At 46.1% G+C, this 26299-nt stretch carries 14 protein-coding genes; 2 read left to right on the top strand and 12 right to left on the bottom strand.

Annotated elements, in window-relative coordinates:
* Nucleotides 1-116: 116 nt before the first annotated feature.
* The 7 genes from ACZ5O6_RS06110 to ccmA all read right to left on the bottom strand — a co-directional run bounded on the left by ACZ5O6_RS06110 (nt 117) and on the right by ccmA (nt 5862).
* A complete protein-coding gene (locus tag ACZ5O6_RS06110) occupies nt 117-647 on the bottom strand; it encodes a DsbE family thiol:disulfide interchange protein (protein WP_447090943.1) in 531 nt (176 codons plus the stop codon).
* Nucleotide 648: 1 nt separating this feature from the next.
* Entirely contained in the window at nt 649-2643 is a 1995-nt protein-coding gene (locus tag ACZ5O6_RS06115) for a heme lyase CcmF/NrfE family subunit (RefSeq protein WP_447090944.1), read from the bottom strand.
* A gap of 174 nt (nt 2644-2817) precedes the next feature.
* Nucleotides 2818-3285, bottom strand: coding sequence for a cytochrome c maturation protein CcmE (ccmE, locus tag ACZ5O6_RS06120; RefSeq protein ID WP_447090945.1), 468 nt, complete (start codon nt 3283-3285; stop codon nt 2818-2820).
* Between the two features lie 79 nt (nt 3286-3364).
* Nucleotides 3365-3613, bottom strand: coding sequence for a heme exporter protein CcmD (gene ccmD / locus ACZ5O6_RS06125; RefSeq protein ID WP_447090946.1), 249 nt, complete (start codon nt 3611-3613; stop codon nt 3365-3367).
* Complete coding sequence (locus ACZ5O6_RS06130; protein ID WP_447090947.1) at nt 3614-4360, bottom strand: heme ABC transporter permease; 747 nt, start codon at nt 4358-4360, stop codon at nt 3614-3616. It lies immediately after the preceding gene.
* Between the two features lie 76 nt (nt 4361-4436).
* Nucleotides 4437-5171 (bottom strand): heme exporter protein CcmB, encoded by a 735-nt coding sequence (ccmB, locus tag ACZ5O6_RS06135; protein ID WP_447090948.1) that lies wholly within the window; start codon nt 5169-5171, stop codon nt 4437-4439.
* Nucleotides 5164-5862: a cytochrome c biogenesis heme-transporting ATPase CcmA gene (ccmA, locus tag ACZ5O6_RS06140; RefSeq protein WP_447090949.1), complete on the bottom strand. Its 699-nt coding sequence runs from the start codon at nt 5860-5862 to the stop codon at nt 5164-5166. The genes ccmB and ccmA overlap by 8 nt, the downstream gene beginning before the upstream one ends.
* 178 nt (nt 5863-6040) lie before the next feature.
* Here ccmA and ACZ5O6_RS06145 point away from each other — a divergent pair, with 178 nt between their 5' ends.
* Nucleotides 6041-7714: a hypothetical protein gene (locus ACZ5O6_RS06145; protein WP_447090950.1), complete on the top strand. Its 1674-nt coding sequence runs from the start codon at nt 6041-6043 to the stop codon at nt 7712-7714.
* Between the two features lie 15 nt (nt 7715-7729).
* Nucleotides 7730-8041 (top strand): EscU/YscU/HrcU family type III secretion system export apparatus switch protein, encoded by a 312-nt coding sequence (locus tag ACZ5O6_RS06150; protein WP_447090951.1) that lies wholly within the window; start codon nt 7730-7732, stop codon nt 8039-8041.
* 40 nt (nt 8042-8081) lie between these two features.
* On the opposite strand, the gene ACZ5O6_RS06155 is transcribed toward ACZ5O6_RS06150, so the two are convergent.
* From ACZ5O6_RS06155 to ACZ5O6_RS06175, 5 genes are all read right to left on the bottom strand, one after another.
* Entirely contained in the window at nt 8082-8327 is a 246-nt protein-coding gene (locus tag ACZ5O6_RS06155; protein WP_447090952.1) for a hypothetical protein, read from the bottom strand.
* A gap of 163 nt (nt 8328-8490) precedes the next feature.
* Nucleotides 8491-8880, bottom strand: a complete 390-nt coding sequence (gene fliS / locus ACZ5O6_RS06160) for a flagellar export chaperone FliS (protein ID WP_447090953.1) — start codon at nt 8878-8880, stop codon at nt 8491-8493.
* Between the two features lie 804 nt (nt 8881-9684).
* On the bottom strand, nt 9685-17334 hold the full coding sequence (locus ACZ5O6_RS06165; RefSeq protein WP_447090955.1) for a SpvB/TcaC N-terminal domain-containing protein: 7650 nt from the start codon (nt 17332-17334) through the stop codon (nt 9685-9687).
* 156 nt (nt 17335-17490) lie between these two features.
* Nucleotides 17491-17847 carry a hypothetical protein gene (locus ACZ5O6_RS06170; protein WP_447090956.1) on the bottom strand — a complete coding sequence of 119 codons (357 nt, stop codon included), beginning with the start codon at nt 17845-17847 and terminating at the stop codon, nt 17491-17493.
* A gap of 110 nt (nt 17848-17957) precedes the next feature.
* On the bottom strand, nt 17958-26129 hold the full coding sequence (locus ACZ5O6_RS06175) for a SpvB/TcaC N-terminal domain-containing protein (RefSeq protein ID WP_464283553.1): 8172 nt from the start codon (nt 26127-26129) through the stop codon (nt 17958-17960).
* Between the last annotated feature and the right edge of the window lie 170 nt (nt 26130-26299).

The following is a 26299-nucleotide window of genomic DNA, read 5'->3' on the forward strand; positions in this document are numbered from 1 at the left end:
CGTTAGACCATTCATAAATCGTTTTTGGTTATTCAATTGCCCACGCCCTTCATTGTGCTTTCCAGCTTTACGCCTAGTGGTGTTTTGAAAACCCCTACTCAGAAATTTGGTGCTATTTATTGGCGATCATATTGGTCATAAATTGGCTGTAGCGTTTCTGTCCAAACTTGCAGATCAACAATACCCACGTGCTTATAACGAATAATTCCCTGCTTATCGACCACATAAGTTTCTGGCGCACCAAAAACGCCAAGATCTACCCCTAAACTTCCTAGAGGGTCAACAATGTTAAAGCGGTAAGGGTTACCCAAGGTATCTAACCATTTAAGCGCGGCTGGATTATTGTCTTTGTAGTTAATACCAACAATATTAATCCCTTGCTCTGCTAGCTGATTAAGTACAGGATGTTCGTATTTACAGGCCACACACCATGTCGCCCATACATTAACCAAATTCACTTCGCCTAATAAACTATCACGGTAAATAAGCTGCTCGTCTTGTAAACGCTTCAGGCTAAAGACGGGGAATGATTTATCAATAAGCGCCGAAGGCATAGCATTGGGGTCTAGTGATAGGCCTCGCCAAAAGAAACCCACCAAGACCAAGAAAATAGCTAAGGGTAAAAATAATTGCAGGCGTTTTTTCATCTTATTCTATTTCATTTGATGGCTGTTTAACCGATACAGAAGATGGCTGACGTTTTAAACGATAACGTTTGTCACTAATCGCTAATAAACCGCCAAAGCTCATTAAGATTGAACCGATCCATATCCAAGGAACAAAAGGCTTGTCGTGTAAACGGACGGCCCATACCGCTTTACCTTCTGGGGTTTCTCCTAAGGATTCACCTAACGCTACATAAATATCACCAAAAAAACCGGAGTCGATACCCGCTTCCGTCATGATATTACCACCCGAAAAATATTGGCGTTTTTCAGGCAACAAGCGGCTAGTTAACTTACCGTCTTTATAAACATCAAGCTGCCCTTGTTGTGCATCATAATTAGGGCCTCTCACATTTTTTATGGCCACTAAATGATATTCATAACGTCCAGCACTAAAGCGTTCCCCTTCTTCCATTCTTACATCTTGTTGATCGCTGTAAATAGTGTTTAGGCAAGCCCCCAATACTGTTACCGCTACACCGATATGTGCGACTACCATGCCATAGTAGCTACGTGTTAGACGAGATAAGCCCGCCGGAATAGACGAAGCATTACGGATTTTTTGGCGTATATCGACGGCTAATGTCAATACAATCCATAGCGCCAAAGAGACGGTTAGCGCAGCAAAGAAAGAATAAGAATCACCGTATACCAAAGGGAATAATAAGCCTAAAGCGATACTGCCAAACAGAGGATGTTTGAGCGCTGTTAAGAGTTTATCTCGGTTGGTTTTTTTCCACAACGTGAGAGGGCCAATCCCAATAAGTACGCATAAGAAGCCCATAAGCGGGACAAAAAAGGCATTAAAATAAGGCGGCCCCACCGATAATTTACCCCAGCCTAAGGCATCAGAGAAGAGCGGGTAAAGCGTTCCCAGTAATACGGTTAACATGATAACCACTAAGATGATGTTATTCCCTAAAAGGAATAGCTCTCGTGATAACCAATCAAAAGATGTTGTGCTTTTAACTGCCGGCGCACGCAGTGCATAAAGTAGTAACGACCCTCCAACAACGAGCAAGAGAAACACCAAAATAAACGCGCCGCGTTCGGGATCATTGGCAAATGCGTGCACAGAGGTTAAAACACCTGAGCGAACAAGAAACGTGCCCAGCAAACTAAGAGAAAATGCAAAAATAGCGAGTAAAATTGTCCAACTTTTAAAGACGCCACGTTTTTCTGTGACCGCTAAAGAGTGAATCAACGCTGTACCTACCAACCAAGGCATAAATGAGGCGTTTTCTACCGGATCCCAAAACCACCAGCCTCCCCACCCTAACTCGTAATATGCCCACCAACTGCCTAAGGCAATCCCTGCGGTTAGAAAAGACCACGCAACGGTTGTCCAAGGCCGAGACCAACGAGCCCATGCGCTATCTAAACGACCTGACATCAATGCCGCAATTGCAAAGGCAAACACCACAGAAAATCCTACATAGCCCATGTACAGCATCGGTGGATGAATAATAAGCCCGGGATCTTGTAATAAAGGATTAAGGTCTGACCCTTCTGTTGGCGGAAATGGCAATATACGTTCAAAGGGATTTGATGTCAGCAATGTAAATAACAAAAAACCAATACCGATCATGCCCATTACCGCTAATACCCGTGCGAGCATATCGATAGGTAAGTGACGGCTAAACACACTCACGGCAAATGTCCACCCCGCCAAAATCAATACCCATAATAATAATGAGCCTTCATGGCCTCCCCAGACTGCACTCACTTTATAAATCTCTGGCAAGAGTGTCGTAGAGTGATTAGCGACATAAGCCACGCTAAAATCATCGACCAAAAACGCCTGTACCAAACACAAAAAGCTAATAAAAATAAAGGTAAAGCCACCAAATGCCAAAGGACGACTGGTATTCATTAACAACGTATTATTTAACTGTACCCCCACGAGAGGAATAACGGCTAAACAAATATACAGGCACAAGGAAAGTATTAATGCGACATGACCAACTTCTGGGAACATACGTTTTTTCTTATCTGGATGTTTGTCAATTAGGTAGAGCTCGTTGAAGAAGCTCTGGATTTAGCTCCTTCGTTATACCAAACGTAAATCGGTATACCTATTATACAAACGTTTATTGGATTCCGGTTTTCACCGAAATGACTTGTTCAGAGCTTTCTTAATTCAACTCTATGTTTATATTTTTTCGCAGCTTGCCTGATGCTCGGTACCACTTTCTTCACTAGCAAGCGCCATTGCTTCAGCGACTTCAGGTGGCATATACGCCTCATCATGCTTAGCGAGTACTTCTGTTGCCTCAAAAACACCCGCTTCATTAAGCACGCCATTGACAACGGCAGCCTCACCTTCTGCAAATAAGTCGGGTAAAATACCCGTGTAAGTCACCTCTATCTGAGCAACACCGTCGGTCAAGATAAAGCGCGTTTCTAAACTCTCTGTTGATCGAACGACACTACCCGCTAAGACACAGCCGCCCCCACGAATTTTTGCACCCGCAGGTACTTCTCCGGCGACGATTTTAGTGGGTGGGTAAAAAAGGTTGATGTTTTCTCGCAATGCATAGGTCATTAGCAGAATGGCAATGCTGGAAAAAATAACAATAAAAAGCACAATGAACAATCGTTGTTTACGGACAGGGTGCATAATAATTCTCAATAATTCCTTAGGCTGTCGTATTAAAAGAGTCGTATTAACAATAAGCTAATAAAATATGGAGGCAGCGTTAACGTGTGTTTTCTGAGGTATCTTCTTTTAACGACGTATCCAGTGCGCTCTGTTGCTGTCGTCTGACAGCACCCTCTTCTATACGCTGTTGGCGTTTTTGTTGGATGATAAACCGGCGTTGCTGAATCGTGGGTGAAACTGCAAGCAAGAGTAAGGCAATACCTGTTACCGCATAACTCAGCCACACATAAATACCGTGACCATCCATCGTTAAAAAGTCCATTAGTGAGTCGAATTGAAATAGCATCTATTTCGCCCTCGCTGCAAGCATGGCTTGTACCCAACGTGTTTTGTATTCAGTATCAATAATACCTAGTCGTGTCCAATGCATTAGCAGCCAACTATATAAGCCGTAAAAGCCCGCAATCATGATCAACAATGGGTAAGCCATTGACGGATCAATACTCGACTCACCGACGAGTTTTAGCGTGGCAGGCTGGTGCAAGGTAAACCACCAATCGACAGATTTATAGATGATAGGGATATTAATTGTACCGACTAAAGCAAGAATAGCGCAGGCTTTATTGGCGGTTGCCTGGCGTTGATAAGCCCCTTGTAAGGCAATAATACCCAGATAGAGAAAGAGCAATATCAGCATTGACGTAATGCGCGCATCCCACACCCACCATGTACCCCATGTCGGCTTGCCCCACAAGGCACCGGTTAGTAGTGATAAAAACGTTAATACAGCACCAATAATAGCCGCTGACCGCATAACTTGATACGACAGCTTCATTTGCCAAATAAGCCCTACTGCACCCGCTATAGCCATCACGTAATAACCTGCCAATGCTAAAAAAGCAGCAGGCACATGGATATAAATAATTCGATAACTATTACCTTGCTTACTATCAATAGGCGCAAAACCTAAGCCCCACACGGTACCAACGACTAATAGTAAAAGGCTACATACCAATATCCAAGGCATCCAACGATCGGTTTTTTCATAAAACCAACGGGGCGAACCTAAGCGATGAAACCACTGCCAATCCAAGTTTATCTCCTGCGATATATTTTATGTTGTATTTCCTGTGGTACATTCTGGGCTAAAGAGCCGTAGCGTAAAAGCCTTATGATTCTTCTAAACTCATCCGTAATGCACCAGTAATAGCTAAAGGCGCTAGCACCAGTGCTAATGCCAAAAAAACACCCAACACGGCCAATGGACTACTGTAATTAATACCATCTACCGCATACCGAACCGTACTTGCACCGAAAATTAATACCGGCATGTATAAAGGCATAATAATTAATGAAAGTAATAATCCGCCCCTGCGCAGAGACACCGTCAAAGCCGCGCCGATAGCACCTATAAAACTGAGCGTTGCTGTCCCCAGCAGTAATGACAACCACAAAGGAAGAAAACCATCGCTGGGCAGTGCCAATAAAACACCCAATAAAGGCGCAACAAGAGTAAGCGGTAACCCTGTGGTTAACCAATGTGCAAGTACTTTCACGAGCACAATAAAATACAGCGGTTGAGCACTGAGTACACACTGCTCCAGCGTGCCATCCTCATAATCACTTCGAAACAAACCATCGAGTGACAATAAACAAGCCAGTAAAGCAATCACCCATAGTATCCCAGGAGCTAAAGCAGACAATATAGAGGCCTGCGGAGCAATACCTAAGGGTATCATGGTCACTACCATTAAGAAGAATAAAACAGGGTTGAGCATATCGCTTTGCTGGCGAAAACTTATGCGCAGCTCACGGCGAAATACCGCGAACAATGCGCCGCCTAACGACGCAGTTAATGTTGGGGTTTCTGCTTGAGCCGACACGGGCTTCAACGCGTTACTCACTGCTTTCACCGCTTCTTGAATTTGCAGGATAATCCGCCAAGGGTAAAACACGTAACGACTTAATAGATGGAGGTTGATGGCTCGTAAAAAGAACGCATCCACCTTGCTGTGCATGAGCAATAAACAAGGCTTCTAAACGTGCAACCGCTTCACTATCAAGCGCAGTATAAGGTTCATCTAATACCCAAATTGATGCCTGACTAATATATAAACGCGCGAGAGCCACGCGACGGTATTGGCCTGCTGATAGCTGGTGCCCTAACGTATCTTCATAGCCATACAAACCTACCTGCTCCAATGCATAATCAATGCGCTCTGCGTCAACCGCTCCCTGTAAATGGCTTAAAAAATATAAGTTTTCACGCGGTGTTAGGCTTTTTTTAATACCCGCTAAATGCCCGATAAACAGCAACTGTTGCGTGAAGTCGTAACGCACATCATTAATGTTTTTCCCTTGCCATAAAATATCACCGTCATAATCCGGCATCAGGCCCATAATTGCGCGTAACAGTGTGGTTTTACCTGTGCCATTTTGCCCCGTTATTTGCACAATATCACCAAGGTCGACGGTGTAATTAATATCGCTAAACAACTCACGATCATCACGACGACAACGTAGTTGTGAAAGCGTCAAATAAGCATTATTCGATAATGAGCCATTTGATGGGCGATGTGGAGATGAATTCGGCATAACTATCCGTTGTAGGACGACTTGCTAAACATAAGAAATCTCTGATCAGAGGTTCCATAATTGAAGGCCGTTATTCTACAGAAATGAACAGAACTTGCTATGCTTAAAGGAGTGCTTCCATCCCCTGCTATATTTTAAGCTCTATTGCTAAAAACGAAGAATAGGAACCTCAACAACTGTGGTCGGACATATTTCACCCAAACCATCGTCACCCAGCCCTGTTAATACAGGGACAGATGCTGCCGGGAAAAATACGTATAGCAAAACGACGGCGTCCCCCGCATCTTCACAACCGAATAGCACTCAGGCAGCCACCTCTACTTCCCCAGTCAATAATACGGCTAATACAAGCGCCTCTGACAAGATAACCGCACTGGTTAAGCAACTTAATGAGCAAAGTTCTATTCAGGCACGCGTGAGCAGTAGCCAGCCTCTCGATAAATCGGCACAACAATTACTCGCGAAAATTAACCCAACGGTGGCGGCACAATTATCCTCAGCGGCACCGACTCAAGGGACATCAATAACAGGCTCAACAAATACTCCGTTATACCTTGTCAAACTGAGTGCTGCGTTTACGATAAATGCGGGTTCCGCCTCAGCTTCTGCCACACCTAATACATCGTCTTCTGCTTTGCTGCAGCCACTGCTAACAACGGTCAGCTCAACGGCATTAAAAATTGGTGACCAAGTAGAATTAATGCTGAATAAGCAGGGAAATATTGTCGTTAAACCGGAAATATCGAGTGTTAGACCTATTATTGCTGAGAGCATTAAGCAAGCGTTGCCACAACAACAGTCATTACATACCTTATTAACTATTGGCAAAGCCATTGGCAATCTGCCACAAGCCGTTCAGCATGCGCTATTGCTTCCCAATACTCAGCAAGTACTACAACAGCTCAACACTCATGCCTATCAGCCTTCACAATTACAGTCTGCGAACCAAATCAAAGCTGCACTTCAACACAGTGGTGTGCTGGCCGAAAATACATTACAGCAAGGGCAAAGTATTGCTCATGACATAAGAAATATTCTTGGCCAATTATTACAATCTCTTCCGCAAGAAAGTCAAAAAAATGATGGCACATTAAGTAAAACGGCTTTCGATCAGATTATTAGTTTATGGGTGCAACAAACGACGACTATGCCGGTATCTGCAAAGCCTAGTGCAGACAACATCACACAACAATTGGCGACGCTCATGCAATTATTGGGTATTAAAGTATCGCCAGCGACACAAGGAGAAGCCAAAAAAGCACGTGATGTCGTGGCAAAAGGTATCGAGCAAATGATTAAGGGAGTGCAAGAAAAGATACATCTTAATCAGTTACGTTCTCTGGGTGTTGGCGCATCATTAACGGATGATATGAGCCAGCATTACACTAGCAAAGCACCACCTTTTACGACCGACATTGCTTTACGGTGGGGTGAATATGCGCTGCCATTACAAATCAGCATTAGAGAAGAAGAGCATCACTCTACCGCCCAAAAAGAATCCAGTGAGCAGGAAGAAAAAAAAGTCACGCGCCGCTGGCAAGTATTTATGTCTTTTGATTTACCGACGCAGCCGCTTTTTGAAAAAAACCTGCCACCCTATGCTATTTCAGATACCCATAAAATACCCACGCATACCTTACATAGCCAGCTCACTATTATTGAAGATACGGTATCTGCAACACTGTGGAGCGAATCCCTATCGTTGTGTCAGCAAGCTAAACAGCAACTAAATACATTACGTGACACTTTACGCGCCAATGGATTACAGGTTGACGAATTATTATGCATTAATGGTAAGCCACCCAATCAAGAAATGTCATTGGATTACCACTTAATTGACATAAAGACATAGGAATAATCACGCCTTATGCCCAATTACCAACACACATCAGCAGACTCAGCAATTAGCGAGGATGATTTACGACAAGCCGTTGCATTGTTTTATGATGGCGAGAGTACCCCAACGATTACCGCCAAAGGCGAAGGCCACACCGCGCAAGAAATTATAGATATCGCTCAAACACATGGCGTCACACTCTGTGAAAATAAACCATTACTTGAGCTTTTAATGACATTAGAATTGGGAGATGAAATTCCCGAAAACCTTTACATCGCGATAGCGCAAATTATTGCCTTCGCCTACCGATTACAAGGGAAATTTCCGGAAGATAGACTGTAGGTACAAAATCATGAGCCTAACTCTCGGTTTATCGAGATAGTTAGCCCAGTGTTTGACTATATTGCTTACAAGCAACAGATAATTCTTTGTATAAACGAATCACACCACTTAACTCAGCTAGTAACTCTTTAGGAGAGCGCTGAGGGTCTTGAACGGCTAATGATATATCAGAAAAAAGCTCTCGCTCGATTCTTAGAATATCATCCCATCGATGATCTGCGATTAACTGCTTTAGTTCACGGCGCTTGCGCATCAATATCATTTGCGATTCTGGAACAACAACCATTTTGATAACCTAAGTAATTTATTGCATTACTTAAGATAACGGCAAAATAGCGACAAACTTTAATGTTATTGGACACATATTCTCTGCATGGTTTTCATATAGTCTCTAGTATCTATTACTGTAAGTGATTTTCTGGCAGGCCTTAAAATAATAGATTAAAAAACTATTCGGTAATTGATGTCGCAATACCATCCCACCCGGTATATATTTCTTGCAATAAATTTTTAACTTCTTCCAATGTTTTCAAAGGACTTGTATTGTCTATCGACTCTAGTCGATTTACAATGTATTCATATAATGCATCGAGGTTTCCTGCAATATCTCCACCTTCATCGAGATTAAGGCTATCGCGTAAACCACCAACAATACCTATCGCTTTTTGCACCATGATAGCCGCTTCATCGATATCACCATCGGATATACGATTAATCGCCTGATCAATACGCTCAAGCGCACCATCAAGTAATAAAGTAATTACTTGGTAAGGCGTCACGTTTTCGGGAGTAATAGCAGCATTCTGCGTAATTGGATCAAGTGTGAGTGATGTAGACATAATCATTTCCTCATCGTAAAACGGCAAAAAACCGTCATTAATATCGTCTCACCTAACAAAAAGCATATAGCGTGCCAAAAGATTGTTGCATGGCGTCAGTAGTCAGAGAATAACGTACAGAAGGTAACTAAAGTATAAGCGGTGAACCTCTTTAAGTTCTTGATGGATGGCATATACAACATCTCGACCAATGTATAAGCGAGGTACTACGACTCTATTGTTGACATCATTGATTAACAACTTCACTATTATCTAGCAGACAGGTTATCACTATTGTAGTGCTGGATATTATGAGCTCATATGAGAAATTTACTGCTTATTATTTTTTTCTTTTCTAGCCCTGTATTTTCATGCAGGTTTCCTATTAGTGATCATATAATATATACCCCAGAAAAGTACTTAGATAAACATGACCTTGTTGTATATGCAAAATTAATACGATTTATAAAGATTACCAAAGAGCAACAAATTGCTGAATTTAGTATCAGCAAAATATTTAAAGGGTCAGAAGTCTATTCCGTTATAGTCCATAATTATCTTCGTAATAGTTGTTCAAGTGCATTAATGGGTACAAATGCCAACTACTATTTGTTTTTATCTAAAGATAACTCCGCCAATAACTATTTTATAGATTCGGGAACATTTGTTCAGGTACAAAACGAAAATGCACATCAGTTAAATACAAAACTGAGTTCTCATAGCAAGACATTTAAATCGAAAGTTGAACCTATGGGAGCGCCATAAAACGCTAGTTATTATAACTAACGCTTTATTAGTAAACCATTCTATAACATATTTTTTACCTTATTTTTCTAGTTTAAGTTCTGGCATTTTCGGTACCATTCTAAAAAGTTTACTAATGGGAGCATAGTCAACAACTGTTTTTATTGCTATTTCGCTAAGATGTGTTGAATTAACAATATCGAAAGTCACCAACCCTCTAACATTGTTATCAGGCTGGTACCGAATTTCTCTGTAAACAAGACCATCAAAACCATATAGTCTTATTGCATCAGTATTATAGAAAAGTAACTCATCTGAACCTCGTGTGATCACATCCATGTACTCGTTAGCATGTTCTTTAAGGTCTTTTTCACCTGCGTATCTAGAAAATGTATTATTTTCAACGACCCCATAGACAGCCATTAAACGATCTATGCTGAACATACCGGAATCATCTAATGCCGATATAGAATCATCCAGATCGACATAAAGAAACCCATCGTCAAGACTCCATGCATCTTGATCACGAGCATTCAGATAATCGACTAATAGTTTTTTAGCAAATGCTGTGCGAGCATTTGAACCAGCTTGATTATACAAATACTGAATTGCCGCGGTTGCCGCACCATTACCAAACTTACCTCCCCCTAACTTCGATATGGTGCCTCCTGATATAGCTGCCAATGATGCACCCACTAGCTCACGCGCACTACCAAACTTATCGGCAAACCCTTGGATAGGACTTGAAATAATTTTAGTAAAGAACGAAGCAGCAAAAGAAGCGCCAAACTTACCGCCGTGCAATACGTTGATAGTACCGCTGACAACGGCATGTGCGGTTGCACGCCCCAAATCAATCGTGGTTTTGCCCACTGTAACGGCAGCTTTTCCTAAGGTTTCACCAAAAGAACCAGCGATATCACTACCTATAGCACTCGATATTTCTGCAGTAACCAATGCTGTTATACCGGCCTTAAGTGCCTGACCAAATTTTCCCGTCACTGCATACGTTGATACTGCAGCATAAGCGGCACAGCCTGCTGGGCCACCAAAGTAACAGGCCGCAATTTGCGCTATCGCATTTAAAATAGGAACTCTCGCTAAGGCACGGAATATCTTGCTTATTTTTTTCCAAAAATACCCACTGGGATCCGTATACTTCAACGGATTATTCATCACATAACTGTAACGGTTATAACTCTGGGTTAACGCCCCTTCCTGAATATGTGGGTCTGCACTCATAAACCTTGCTAAGCGGGCGTCATAGACGCGACCATTCATGTGGATTAAATCCACTTCCTGAATATTTTCATGGCCGGTGTACGCTTTATTCGTAAACGGTAGCTGCGTTAAATACAGCGGGTTGTTAATTCCTTCACTGTCTTTCCACGGTAGGTTGCGCAACTGACCCCAGGCATCAAAGCTTCTACGATCCACCACATTCGCATAAGCATCGGTGACTAAATCAATACTGCCTAAGGCATCTTTGTGTAAGTAACGGGTTTGTACACCCGCCGCGGTGGAGACAATATGCTCGGCCACCAAACTACCACCGGCATAGATATAGTGCTTCTCATCCACACTACCATCGCCACCCTTGGTTAAACGCTCATAGAGTTGGCCAATGTATAAGGTGGTATCTCCGAGATGATTGACTTTTTTGTAACGGCTACGATCACCGCCGTAACTAAAGGCTGCCGAACGACCGTCTTTGGTCATAAGAGTCGGCTTGTTAAAACTACTCCATGCCAATGTGCGACCATCACCACTAACCATATTACCGTTAGCATCGTATTGGTACGTGGTAACTGCTCCTGCGTTACCAGCACTTCCCCCATCCGTGGGGGTCGTAGCAATAACTGCGTGGATACCCGCACCACTGGCTATGCCATTACCATAGGTGTAATGGCCGACATCGGATTTATAAGTAATATTGCCATGCACATCGTATTCTTGAGTTTGGCTACCATTAAATGCTGTGGAGGGATAAAGCTGGCTAGCAATATCGGTACGCGTTAAACGATCCAAACGGTCGTAGTAAAAGTCTTCTTGAATATCATTGACATGATCATGACGAGTGGTGACATTTTTATAGCCGTCATACTGATATTCCAAATGCTTTAATGGACTAATGCTTAACAAGCCACTATGGATTTGTTGTAGCTCACCGGTGGCCTGATTGTAGGTGTAGTCGTTAACAACACCGTTACCGTACACCTCCGCACTGGTGCGACCAGAGGCATCCACATCTAATACTTGCCAATAAGTGGTGTACTGGTTGTCGTTAACGAGTTCGGTATAGGCATCGGCACCACGATTCAGTGTGCGTGCATATTGGAAGTGATTATCCGCTGCCGCTAAGGTTTGTTCAGCGAGTATAATTAATTGTTCCGCACTGTCTTCATAACTCCCCGCTTGCTTGGCAATAAGCGCACGAACCGTTTCTAATTCAATAATGGTGTGGTTAACGTGTTCTAATAAGCCCTCGTCTAGCGCTAGTGTTTGATGTTGGGTTTCGATGGTCTGACGAGCGGTCATGGGAATGACCATCCCTTTGTAAGCTAAGAACATATCGCTCTCAACCACCGATGTTTCGGTATGGGTCTCGACCGTTGTGTTATCCGCTTTAGCAATTACCGCTTCTAAGGCACTTTCGTGATCGGCCAGTACATTGCCGTAATTGCCTCCGGCGGTGAGAGAACGAAGATCGTTAATACGCCATTGATAGGCTTCGCCAATGCCTCGTAGGCGAGCGGCACTCACTAAAAACTCATCCGCAAAGTCCACCGCATCACTAATCAGTGGTAGTAATTGATCGAGATTGTAGTGCTCACTATTGGAACGTAGGCCGCGAACTTTCGTTAAAAAGCCATTGTCGTTATAGAGGTTTTCCGTATAGAAATTATCACTGCCGGGATAGAGTGTTCGGCTCAATCGACCTAGGGAATCATAAGCCAGTTGCGTACTAAAGCTATTGGCATGTGGCAGGTTGGGGTCAATGGTGACTTGGGTTTCTTCAATACGCCCTAGGGAGTCATAGAAGTAGGTTTTGCTGATGCCGCCACCGTCGGCTTGCTCGTGGGTTTCATTCAGCAGCTTTCCGCGGCTGCCTGCAGGGGCATTTAGGCTGCCGTATTCCCAGGTGGTCATACCGCCATCACCATCATAGCGGGCAATCATACGATCGAGAATATCGTACTCCATGATGGTGGTTTGGCCTTTGGCATCCGTCTGGCTGATCAGTTGGCCGTAGGCATTGTAGTCATAAGTCCAAATACCCATGTCCGGATCATCCATTTTGATCTTGCGGCCAAACGCATCGTAATACAGGGTGACGGTGGTATCGCTGTCTCCGGCAACGGTGGTGGTTTTGAGATTACCGTCGGCGGTGTAGGTATATTCCACATAGCTGCCGAGTTCTTCTTCTCGATAAATCGTTTGGCCGATGGCATTGGTGCGCACGAGTTTCTCGCGATCCTCTTCACCGCTAATCACCACGGTTTCTAATCCGTTGTAGCGAGTTTCGGCCATGGTGCGGGTGCCATGGGCACTGGGCTCATCCACTTTAGTCACCCGACCTAACACATCATATTCACTAATTGCCCAATAGGTATGATCCCCTGAAAAGTAGGGTCGGCTGACACGAGCGGGTTGGGCTAAATGGTTGTATTGGGTATCGCTGTAGATAAGACGCCCGTCGAAGCCAGTGTTGAGGGTTCTGACGGTACGACCTAAACGATCTTGTTGGACGATGGATGGTTGCGTTCCTGTGACTTCGGTGATGGTGCAGGTGTAGGCGTGTTCGGCGAGATCACCGCAGTAGCCTGAGCTGGCAAAGTGAATAGCGGTCTTTGTGGAAGTGCCGTCTGCACGGTGTTCTTCGGTTTGACGACCAAAATCATCGTAAACCCATTGGGTTATCAACCCATTAATATCTGTAACACTGGCTAAGTCACCGGCCTTTGTGTAACTATTGCTTACGCATTCATTCAACGAATTACAACCCTTAACCAAGCGGCCTAAATTGTTGTACTCCATAGTCGAGAGGGTATCAGCTTCTCCAACTACACTTGATCGCACCGATATTCGTTGACCATAGTTATTGTGGCTATAGGTTTTTGTGATGATCGGATTGCCTGTATCGACATTCATCACAGACTCTGCTGTTAGCAAACCTCTCTCTGCATCATATTCAAATTGGGATCGACGTTGAACAGGCAATTGATAAGGTGCTGTGTGAGTCACTGTACTTTGAGTTAGCCGACCTAAATACCAACGATAAGTATTATTATCGTACTCGCTTAACGTCTCTTTGGTAAAACGTTGACCGTCTGCGCCGCTCGTGTGTACGGTGAGTTTGCCGATATTACCGTACGGATCGACGTGTTCGTGTACGGTATGAATAGTAACGACTTTCTCACCATTTAACTCGTAGCTTGATTCTATCGAGTGATCGAGATGCAATTGATACGTGAAGTGATCAAAGGCCGCCTTCTTTACTGTTGTTAACACCGTTTGTGATTCATTCACTACTTGGCCGTTATAGCGCTCTATTCTTTTTTCTACATTGCCGGTTTTAGGAAACGCATCGTGGTTAAATACCGTCTCAATAGATTTACCGGTATCCGGATAATGCTCTGTGATTTTCTTATAGCCATAAGAACCTCGGCCACGCATATGTGCACGCAACCCTTCGTAGCGATAACTCACTGTTGTTTGACCACCCACACCGTTATCGGTGGTCACATCACTCACCACTAATATCGGGGCAGCTATATCGTATACCGGATATTGGGAGCCCGTGTATGGAGTATAAATTGATGGGTCGGTTAGGTAACCATATTGTAAGGCTGTCTCTAAACGATTAGAGTCGATAATCTTTGTGAGAAGGTGTTTCTGCCGTGTTTGGTTGAGATACGTATGTTGCTGATGCTCCACACGACCATCAAGGAAGATCGAACGGAACACCACTTGATCCACAAAACCGTCACCATTGATATCCACAAATTGTGAACCATAGTCACCACCAGTATGACCATCCCCTGCAATATGAAACGCTGGCGTATAAGCATCGTTGCGTTTCCAACCAGACGCCGTATTCAGGTAAGCCCCTTTTTGGATATTTAGTGGATCGAAGTTGACTAAACGATGGAACACTTGGTCCGTTAAACCATCGCCATTAATATCCACAAAGCGTGAACCGAGATCAGTCACACCGTCTTTGGCAATGGGTTGACGAGGTGTGTACTGAGCTTTAATCGCTGGCGATGTGATCCAGCCTTCCCCGGTATTTAAGTACGCGCCTTTTTCAGAGGTAAAAATGGTATAGCGGCGCTGCACCACTTCTTGACCACTGATCGCATTAATCGCCGTTTCCTCTACCACTTCTCTCACCAATCGGTGATACACCATGTCAAGCAAACCATCACCGTTAATATCGACAAAACGTGAGCCCGCGTCGTAACGATCATCATCCGCTGATTCAATATCCCCTTGATCATCCATCGCGGTAAAATACGGTGGAGTGTAATCGGATGCGAGCTTCCAACCACTACCGGTATTCAGATAAGCGCCTTTTTGTACTTGTCCGTTAAACGTTAATCGGTGGTAAAGATAATCCACCAAGCCATCACCATTGATGTCAATAAAACGAATCCCTAAATCCGTATTATTACTATCGGTCGCAATATGATGTTCCGGTAGCTTATAAGCGGGGGCTTGATTCCATCCGTTGCCATTATTTAAAAAAGCACCCGAGTGAGTGGTTAGCGCGCTATCGAGGTAGGAATAAATTTGATCCACCAAACCATCGCCATTGAGGTCAATAAAGCGTGAACCTAAATCCCCCCAGAGATTATTATCGGCGGAGATATGATAAGCCGGGCCATAACGATTATCACCTTCCCAACCATTACCTGTATTTAAGTAAGCGCCTTTTTGTTGTTCCGTATCACTAATATAGCGATGATAAATTTGGTCTAGCAGACCATCACCATTAATATCCATAAAGCGCACACCCAAGTCAGCGCGATTGTTGGTAGCAATATGATACTTGGGCTTGTAACGATCTTCTGAACGCCAACCGCTACCGGTGTTAATATATGCACCTCGACGGTGTTCACCATCCACATATCGGTAATACACATAATCTAATAAGCCATCACCATTGACGTCTACAAAGCGCGAGCCCATGTCGGCTTCATTATCAATATTGGTTTGATAAGGCAGACGATAGTCCGATGATTCTACCCAACCTTCTTGGGCCTCTTGCCAGATAAAACGCAGTTCTGGTAAACACTCGCCATCACTATTGCATTGCTTCAAGCTACGTAAGGTACTCGCACCATGGAAACCTTCATAAGCATAATGAGGAAGGTAGCGGTTAAGATGATGATCGTGGACATAGACATCAACACTGTGTAGACGATAACGGTTCACTCGCTCGTGACCTAATACATAACCCCGCGTAATATCTTCGCGCTCTTCATAGTTGAAGGCAACGCGGCCACCGTTATAGGTAATCTTGTCAAGGTACTGAACATTCTCAAATAGCTGTGCATTTTTATAGTGATAGGTCACCGGGTTATTACTGGTGCTATCGTTGAGTTCTCTCACCGACCAAGAAAGTGTGCCTTTGCTTGCAAGGGATACTCTTGCATCATCATTACCACCAAACGTCAGCACTTGACCGGCTTTGGTTTTTACCACCCAGTGGTTCGGGTGATGAGTGGTACCACCATAGGATATGATCTGCGTATAGCTATCCACTTCGGTACGGTACTCTGTACCCACGCCACCATCGCTACCATTGATAGCGATCAAGCGTTGTCCATCAAGGCAGTACCGATCTCGATGACCAAAGGTAATGCCCGTATCAATAAAACCATCTTGATCTAAAGTGGGCGCACAACGGTGAATACTCGACACACCACCCAAGGACCACCCCACACCTAATATGCCATTACCGGAACCACTGTAATTAACGCTCAGATCTGGCTGCATACCACCACGACCAGGGGCGACCTGAATCGGTACAGAGTAGCTCACCTGCCCACCGGATACGGCAAACTCACCCGCCACATTGCCCACGGTATCTGGATTCTCTTCATAACCGCTAAAGTCTGACGCGTTAGATGTACCTGAATAATCGGTCTCTGCGGGATATTGATACACCTCTTCTAATAGCGGTGGCTCAGATTCTGGTAGCGCAGGTGGCGGTGATGAAACGGAACAGAGACTATTGGTAGGCACAGACGACGGCTGCCCAGTATTCGATGCCCAGACCACGCTATTGTTTGCTCGGCGTAAAACGAGGTTGCCGTCTTCTTGTAAAATCAGTTGTGTACCCGTGTTAACCGAAATATTCGGAGAAGGTGCCCAGCTTGAACCACTGCCATTGGAGCGATAAGTCACTAAATTACCGTCTGCGGATTGAAACACAAAATACGAACGCCCCTGCCCTGCGGTTTTGGTATCAAACAAGGGAGTATTGTGCTGGTTACGTAAGACTAAATTACCATCCAGTTGCATATGCAAACGATAACGACAATTACTGGATTCGAGTATGCTGTCAGGCCCTAGTTGCTCCCCACGAAACAAACGATCTTTTGCTGAAACGCTGCTGTGAAAAAAGAGTAAACCTAGCAACGATAACCATAAAAAAACTGAGAGTAATCTATTAAAGATAGATGCACGTTGAGTGATAAGCGGAGAAGAATAAGAGAACAGCATAGAGAAGGTGTCCAACTAGAAAATTAAAAAGCAAATAAAAAATTGTCAAAAAAGAAACCCTGAATCTCTTCAGGGTTTCTCCAAGGTGAATTAATATGAAAAAAGAGCGAACAGGAAAGGCTAAACCGGTCGCTCACATGGTTGTGTCGGTATGGATTATTTTTTAGAAAGCTCAAGCGTATGTAACTGCAATAGCCCCCCTGCCGTGCTGCAACCATCGGTACCTGAAGGCGTATTAAAAAATAAGTATTGTAAAGTCGCCCCTGAGCTATACGCCGCTAATAGAAGGCTATACATTGAATCGTAATTAGTACTATCGGATAACACACGAGCATGTGCACGGAAATAGTTTGTGCCATTACATGCCTTCGGGGCTGGATCGAACATCACATATGTTCCATCGGTACCAATGCGTAAGCTAGACACTTTAAAAGGCCCAGCCTCATGGGCGGCATAAGTATTTGCTGAAAGCGCCATAGAGAATGCAAGTATTGCTGTAGAGATTATTTTCATTTTTTCCTCGTTTATCGTTATGTTTATATTAATTGTTTAATCAAAATTTTTGATATTTTTTCTTTTCAATCGAGTTGAACTCTATTAATTTTTATTGATTGCTACTGCTCTCATTTATACCCCAATAGATGCTCTGTTTTTACGCGGATTTCAGATTTAGACAAAGGTGGGTGCGGATTATTTGTTGGTCGCATCTCTAATGGAACAGGCTTGCTCGCAAAATTTGCAATAGTGTTTAGAGTCAACTTTCTACCGCTCACATAGAACACGCCTATCCCTGCACCTGCGCCTAGAGAAATAGCCTCAGCTTTACCTGTATCAGTGGCTAATATAGCTGCATAGGCCGCTATACCTTTACCACCTCCGCCACCAGTTTTCGTAAGCACTTGGTTATCATGAAACTCACCCTCCATAGACACCACTTGGTCAACAGTCAGGGATAGTCGCCCGCCAAAACCGTAACCCTCTCCCCAAAAGAAATAGCTTGCGAGTATGTCAGTAGGAAAAAAGACGAACTGAAGTATGTTAGCTTTAAAGAATCCAACTCCTATACTTGCAGTAATACTGCTATTTTTTAGCAAGTTATCGATGGTAAACGGATTATGGAGTTTGTCAGTGTCATGAGGACCCGACACCTGATTATAAAGATACTGAATCGCTGCCGTTGCCGCTCCATTAGCAAACTTACCGCCACCGAGACTCTCTATCGTTCCACCGGCTATGCCTGCTAGCGATGCACCGACGACATCACGCACAACACCAAAGTGGCTCGCAAAGCCCTCAATCGGGCTCGAAATCACTTTACTAAAGAAAGCGCTCGCGAACCCCGCGCCAAACTTGCCCCCTTGGATCACGCTCATCGTCCCTCGCACGGTAGCGTGGGCAAACGCACGCCCCACTTCAATCGTTTTGCTACCCACACTCACAGAGCGCTCACCTAACCACGCACCAAACGAACCCTGAGCCGTATTACCAATATGACTCGACATCGTGATCGTCGCCGCCGCGATAACCCCCGCTTTAATGGCTTGGGTGAACTCACCGGTCACGGCATAAGCGGATGCTGCAGAATACGCGATACAACTCAACGGATTAGAACAGGCAGCCGCCGTCACCAAAGCATTTAACGCCGGCACTTTGGCAATCTCACGCAAGGCAGCCCCCACGGTGTTTTGCCAAAACTGCCTAAATCCACCGACCATTTTCTTAAAGAAGTACCCACTCGGATCTGTGTACTTCATCGGGTTGTTCATCACATAGCTGTAACGGTTGTAACTCTGCGTTAACGCCCCTTCTTGAATATGTGGATCTGCCGTCGTAAAACGCGCTAACGTCGCATCGTATACCCGACCATTCATATGGATTAACTCCACTTCCTGAATCGTCTCGTGACCGGTATACCCCTTATTGGTAAACGGTAACTGCGTCAGATACAACGGACTATTGATCCCCTCGTGATCTTTCCATGTCAGGTTGCGTAGCTTGCCCCACGCATCGAAACTTCTTCGGTCAACCACATTGGCGTAGGCATCCGTAACCAGATCAATTGTGCCTTGAGCATCTTTGTGGAGATAGCGGGTTTGTACCCCAGCGGTGGTGGAAACGATATGCTCTGCCACTAAGCTGCCACCAGCATAGATGTAGTGTTTTTCATCCACGCTACTGTCACTGCCCTTCGTCACACGCTCATAGAGCCTGCCGATGTAGAGGGTGGTATCGCCTTGATGATTCACTTTTTTGTAGCGACTGCGATCACTGCCGTAGCTAAACGCGGCCGAGCGACCGTCTTGAGTCATCAGGATGGGTTTGTTAAAACTACTCCACGCTAAGGTACGGCCATTATCACTGACCATATTGCCGTTGGCATCGTACTGGTACGTGGTAACTGCTCCTGCGTTACCAGCACTTCCCCCATCCGTGGGGGTCGTAGCAATAACTGCGTGAATACCAGCGCCGCTGCTGTTATCAATCCCATTACCGTAGGTGTAATACCCCACATCGGATTTATAGGTGATATTGCCGTACACATCGTATTCTTGAGTTTGGCTACCGTTAAACTCGGTGGAGACATAGAGGCTGCTAGCAATATCGGTGCGCGTTAATCGATCGAGCTGGTCGTAGGTGAAGTCTTCTTGAATATCGTTAACGTAGTCGTGACGGTGGGTCACGTTGCGATAGCTATCGTATTGGTATTCCAGATGACGGATCGGGCTGATGCTGAGTAAGCCACTGTGGATTTGCTGTAGCTCACCGGTGGCCTGATTATAGGTGTAGTCGTTGACGATACCGTTGCCATAGACCTCGGCACGGGTGCGACCGGCCGCATCTACATCCAGCGCTTGCCAGTAAGTGGTGTACTGGTCATCGTTGACGAGTTCGGTATAGGCTTCTCCACCACGATTCAGCGTGCGCGCATACTGGAAGTGATTATCCGCGGCTGCGAGGGTTTGTTCGGCTAGAACGATTAACTGCTCGGCACTCGCTTCATAAGTCCCCGCTTGTTGAGCGATCAGGTCTCTCACGGTTTCAAGCTCGATAATCGTATGGCCGATATGCTCACGCAATGAGGTATTCAGTGCAACAGACGTCGTCGTCTTCTCTACTGGTGTTATCGCATGCAACGGAATCACGATCCCGTTGTAAAACAACGGCATATCCGATTTGGCCATGAACACCGTAGCCGTGACCTTTGTCGTACTTGCCTCCGATTTATCGACGATCGCGGTTAATGCACTTTCGTGATCGAGTAGTACGTTACCGTAGTTGCCTCCGGCGGTGAGCGACTGAAGATCGTTAATACGCCACTGATACGCTTCACCAATACCTCGTAAACGCGCGGCACTGGCTAAGAAGTCACTCGCCTGTTCGGTGGCGGTATCAATCAGCGGCAGGAGCCGATCAAGATCGTAGTGCTCGCTATTGGAACGCAGGCCGCGCACCTTGGCAAGAAAGCCGTCAGTGTTATACACATTCTCGGTGTAGAAGTTGTCACTACCGGGATAGAGGGTGTGGCTTAGACGGCCGAGGGAATCATAGGCTAACTGTGTGCTAAAGCTCTGCTCGGTAGCGAGGCCTTCATCAATCAGGGTGATGGTTTCATCGGGACGTCCCAGCGAGTCGTACGCATACATCCGCTCGATACTCCCCTCTGTCGGATGTATTTTTTTATCTCGAATCAGTTTGCCGATACTGCCAGCCGGTGCTGTATTGTCACCATAGTGCCATGTGGTTACCCCGCCATCGGCATCGATACGCTCGATCATACGACCGACTTCGTCATAGCGCATGGTGGTGGTTTGATATTTGGCATCAGTCTGACTCACCAACTCGCTAAAGGCGTTGTACTGATAAGTCCAACTGCCCATATCGGGATCATCCATTTTGATCTTGCGACCAAACTCGTCGTAATAAAGAGTAATAGTGGTGTCGGTGTCGCCGGCAACGGTGGTGGTTTTGAGGTTACCGTCGGCGGTGTAGGTGTATTCGACGTAGCTACCCTCTTCTTCTTCACGATAAATCGTTTGACCGATGGCATTGGTGCGAACAGTTTTTTCTCGGTCATCGTCACCACTAATCACGGTGGTTGCTAAGCCATTGTAGACAGTCTTAGCCATAGTGCGCGCACCATGTGGGCCGGGTTCGTTAACACGGGTAACGCGATCTAACACATCATATTCACTCTCAGCCCAATACACATGGTCACCCATAAAATACTGACGACTGACACGATGGGTTTGAGCCAGATGGTTGTACTCGGTATCGCTATAAATCAAACGCCCATCGAATCCCGTGGTGATGGTGCGTACGGTGCGACCTAGGCGGTCTTGTTGCGCAATCACGGGGGGGGTGCCTTGGGTTTGAGCAATAGCGCAGGTATAGGCGTGTTCCACTAAGAGTCCACACTCACCGCTGCTGGCAAAGCGGGTGGTCGCAATCGACCAGAGACCGTCTGCACCAGTGGTTTTCACTTTGCGACCAAAGTCGTCGTACTCAAACGTGGTGGTTAAGCCATTGAGGCCGGTGGTACTCAGCAAGCGACTCTCTGGGCTGTAGGTATTGGTACTGCATTGATTCAGTTGATTACAGGTTTTTACCACACGACCCAGTGCATCGTAGGTGGTGCTGCTATAGCGATCAGACTGCCCTGACGCAGTCACACGTACCCCCGTTTGATGACCATAGCTATCGTAGGTATAAATCGTGGTGGTTAATGGGGTGTTGTCCTCCACACTCACGATGGATTCTTTGGTCAACAGCCCCGTATGGGTATCGTACTCAAAGCGGCTACGGCGGTATTGGTTATCTTGACCCGGTGCGACATGAGCAACAGTGCTTTGAGTGAGTCGCCCTAAATACCAGCGGCTGGTGTCGTTGATGTAGTCACTCACCGTTTGCTTAGAGAAGGTTTGTCCATCAGCACCGCTCGTGTGTACGGTGAGTTTGCCGATATTACCGTACGGGTCGATCGCTTCATGGACGGTAGTGACGGTCGCTATTTTTTGCCCATCCAGCTCATAGCTCGATTCGATGGAATGGTCGAGTGATACTTGATACACCGATGGCGCGGTCTGCCTTGCGCTCAACACCGTGCGTGCGTCATTGAGGGTTTGACCATTGTATCGCTCAATCACGCGTTCGATGTTCCCCGCTAAAGGAAAAGCCGTGTGATCAAAGATCGTCTCTATCGATTTACCCGTATCCGGATAGTGCTGGGTAATCGTTTTATACCCGTAGGATCCGCGACCACGCAGATGCGCACGCAACCCTTCGTAGTGATAGTTCACACGGGTCTTGCCACCGACCCCATTATCGGTCACCACCGCACTGACGACGGGTATCGGACCGGCCATGTCGTACACCGGATACTGAGAGCCAATATGGGCGGTATAGACGGATTTATCCGTAAGATATTTATATTCCAGCGCCGTTTCTAAACGGGTCGAATCCACAATCTTCGTCAACACGTGTTTGCGCTGGGTTTGGTTGATAAAGCTAAACTGTTGATGCTCAACATGACCCCCATCATGGAAGATCGAGCGGAACACCACTTGATCCACTAAACCATCCCCATTGATGTCAATAAATTGTGAGCCGTAGCTCCCACCGGAGGTATTCTTATCTCCGGCTTTGTCATAACCCCACGAGTGCTCATCACCTGAGATATGGAAGGCTGGGGTATAAGCGTCATTCCGCTTCCAGCCATGGCCTGTGTTGAGATACGCCCCTTTCTCAATCACCGAATCAGCGTGGTCGAAGTGAACTAAGCGGTGGAAGACGTGATCCAGTAAACCGTCGCCGTTGACATCGACAAAGCGCGAACCCAGATCGGTTTTGCCATCTTTGGCAATCGGTTGACGGGGGGTATACTGCGCGGTAATCGCGTCTGAGGTGATCCAACCCACACCGGTATTTAAGTACGCTCCCGACACCTCACTAAACGTCTCGTGGTAGACAAAGCGGGGCGGCTCGCCCGGCTGGGAATCAATTTTTTCTCGGTGTATGTGCCGCTCTAAGCGATGATAGATCTGATCGACTAAGCCATCCCCATTAACATCCACAAAGCGGGCGCCGCTGTCGTGGCGATCATCTCGGCTTGATTCGATATCGCCCTTGTCGTCCATCGCCGTATAGTACGGTGGTGCATAATGGGGAGCATGCGTCCAACCATTGCCGTTGTTTAAGTACGCACCTTTTTGTACTTGGCCATCGTACTGTAAGCGATGATAGACATAGTCCACCAAGCCATCACCGTTCACATCGATAAAGCGCACACCCAAGTCGGTGTTGTTGCTGTCGGTCGCGATATGGTGTTCGGGCAAGCGGTACTGTGGGGCAACGTCCCATCCATTACCATTATTAAAAAAGGCGTCTGAGCGGGTCTCAAGATCACTATTGAGGTAGGAGTAAATCTGATCGACCAAACCATCCCCGTTGAGATCCACAAACCGTGAGCCCAAGTCACCCCACTCGTCATCGTCAGCGGAAAGATGGTAGGCCGGACCATAGGCATTATTCTCGACCCAACCATCACCCTTATTGAGATACGCGCCTTTTTGTTGATGACCCCCATCCATATACCGGCGATAGATCTGATCCAGTAGACCATTCCCATCAATATCGATAAAGCGCACACCAATATCAGCCACCCGATTCTGCGCAATCGGGTGCTTGGGTTCATAGTCTGCATCATACAGCCAGCGACTACTGACGCCCGTATCCGGCGCTTGGTCACCCTGATTAATAAACGCCGCTTTATTGCGGACGCCATCCACATCGCGGTAGTACAGATAATCCATTAAGCCATCGCCATTAAGGTCCACAAACCGCGATCCCATATCCGTTTCTTTATCGATCGTCGTTTGATAGGGCAAACGATAAGCCGGTACCTCTGCCCATCCTTCTTGAGCGGTTTGCCACTCAAAGCGAAGTGCCGGTAAACACTCACCCACACCATTACATTGCTTGAGGCTACGCAAGGTGGTGTAGCGATTAAAACCTTCATAGGCGTATTGGGGAAGATAGCGTGAGAGCGCCATCTCATTCACAAAAACATTGACCGCGTGCAAACGGTAACGGTTGACTTGCTCATGACCGAGTATATAGCGACGGCTGATGTCTTCACGCCCCTCATAATCAAACGTGACCTTGCCACCGGTGTAGGTGATCTTGTCGATATACTGGACGTTCTCAAAGTCCTGCGCCCCTTTATAGTGGTACGTGACCGGATTCTTGCCAGTACTATCGTTAATCCGGCGCACCGCCCACGAGAGAGTGCCTTTTTGGGGAATCACCACACGCGCATTGCCGTCTTGACCGTAGGTCATCACCTGACCGGCTTTGGTTTTTACCGTCCAATAGTACGGCTCGTTTACCGACCCCCCGTGGGATTGGATACGGGCATACCCATCAATCTCGGTTTTATATTCGGTACCGATACCCCCATCAACACCGTTCACCGCTATCAAGCGCTGACCGTCTAAACAGTAACGATCTTTATCACTAAAACTGAGCCCTGATGCGATAAACCCATCGGTATCGAGCGTCGCCGCACAGCGGTGAATACTGGATAGCCCACCCAGCGACCAACCCACACCCAACACACCGTTACCGCCACCGCTGTAATGAATACTCAAGTCCGGCTGCATACCACCGCGCCCTGAGGCTACGCTAATCGGTACAGAATAGCTGGCTTGCCCCCCTGACACCGAGAACTCACCGGGTAGTACACCAACATCGGATGCGAGATCATCGTAACCACTGAAGCTGGAATAATCTGACGCGCCGGAGAAATCGACAAAGTCGGAATAGGCATTGCCGGAATAGTCGCCCACCCCTCCATCACTCGTATCACTGTCGTCTTGTGCAACCCAACCAAAGTGGGGTAAACCACACACACTGGGCTGATCGCTCCCTTGGCTCGTATAGGTTTCCCACAACACATCACTACCGCGATACAACACCACGTTGCCGTCGTCTTGCATACCCAGCACTTGGCCACCTTGGTCATAGACATCGGCACCCCACGTGGCATCGAGGGTCTCGTTTTTATACACCGCTAAATTATTATCCGACTGCTGAAACCAAAAATACGAAGGACCTTGGCCTGCGCGACCAATGTCATACAAGGGCTCAGGAAACTCCGCGACCATGTTGTAGACCACCGCGTTACCATCGTCTTGCATCACAAAACGGTAACGACAATTCGGTGAGGCTAAGTACTGATGGGTATGTAAACCTTCACCGGGTGACATTTGGCTGCGACCCGCGGCAGAAACAAAGGCGGCTGGCTTGGGTTCTGGATCGGGTTCTGGCTCCGGTGCAGGCGGTGGTGGTGGCGGTGTAACCGAACAAATACTACTCGTAGGCACAGACGACGGCTGCCCAGTATTCGATGCCCAGACCACGCTATTGTCGGCTCGGCGTAAAACGAGGTTGCCGTCTTCTTGTAAAATCAGTTGCGTACCCGTGTTATGAGCAATACTCGGAGAAGGCGCCCAACTTGCACCACTGCCATTGGAACGATAGATTACTAAGTTACGGTCTGAGGATTGAAATTCAAAATACGAACGCCCCTGCCCTGCAGTTTTGGTATCAAACAAGGGAGTATTGTGTTGGTTACGCAACACCAAATTGCCATCCAGTTGCATATGCAAACGGTAACGGCAATTGCTGGATTCGAGTATGCTGTCAGGCCCTAGTTGTTCCCCACGAAGCAAGCGGTCTTTTGCTGAGGCACTACTGTGGATAGCGAAAAGACCACAGACCATCAAGGAGAAAGTCATTGCTTTCTTTGTGAATGACATTATTGCGGCCGAGCGAGAGCGCGAAGCGGGTGTTCCGAAAAAAGAAACTAACATACCTATTACTCGATATTGAATATTATTTTTATTAGAGGCGCTGCAGGTTTTGATAAGCACGGCAACACAAGCAGATATTATTAATTTTTGTTATC

It is taken from the genome of Eionea flava, assembly GCF_055393785.1.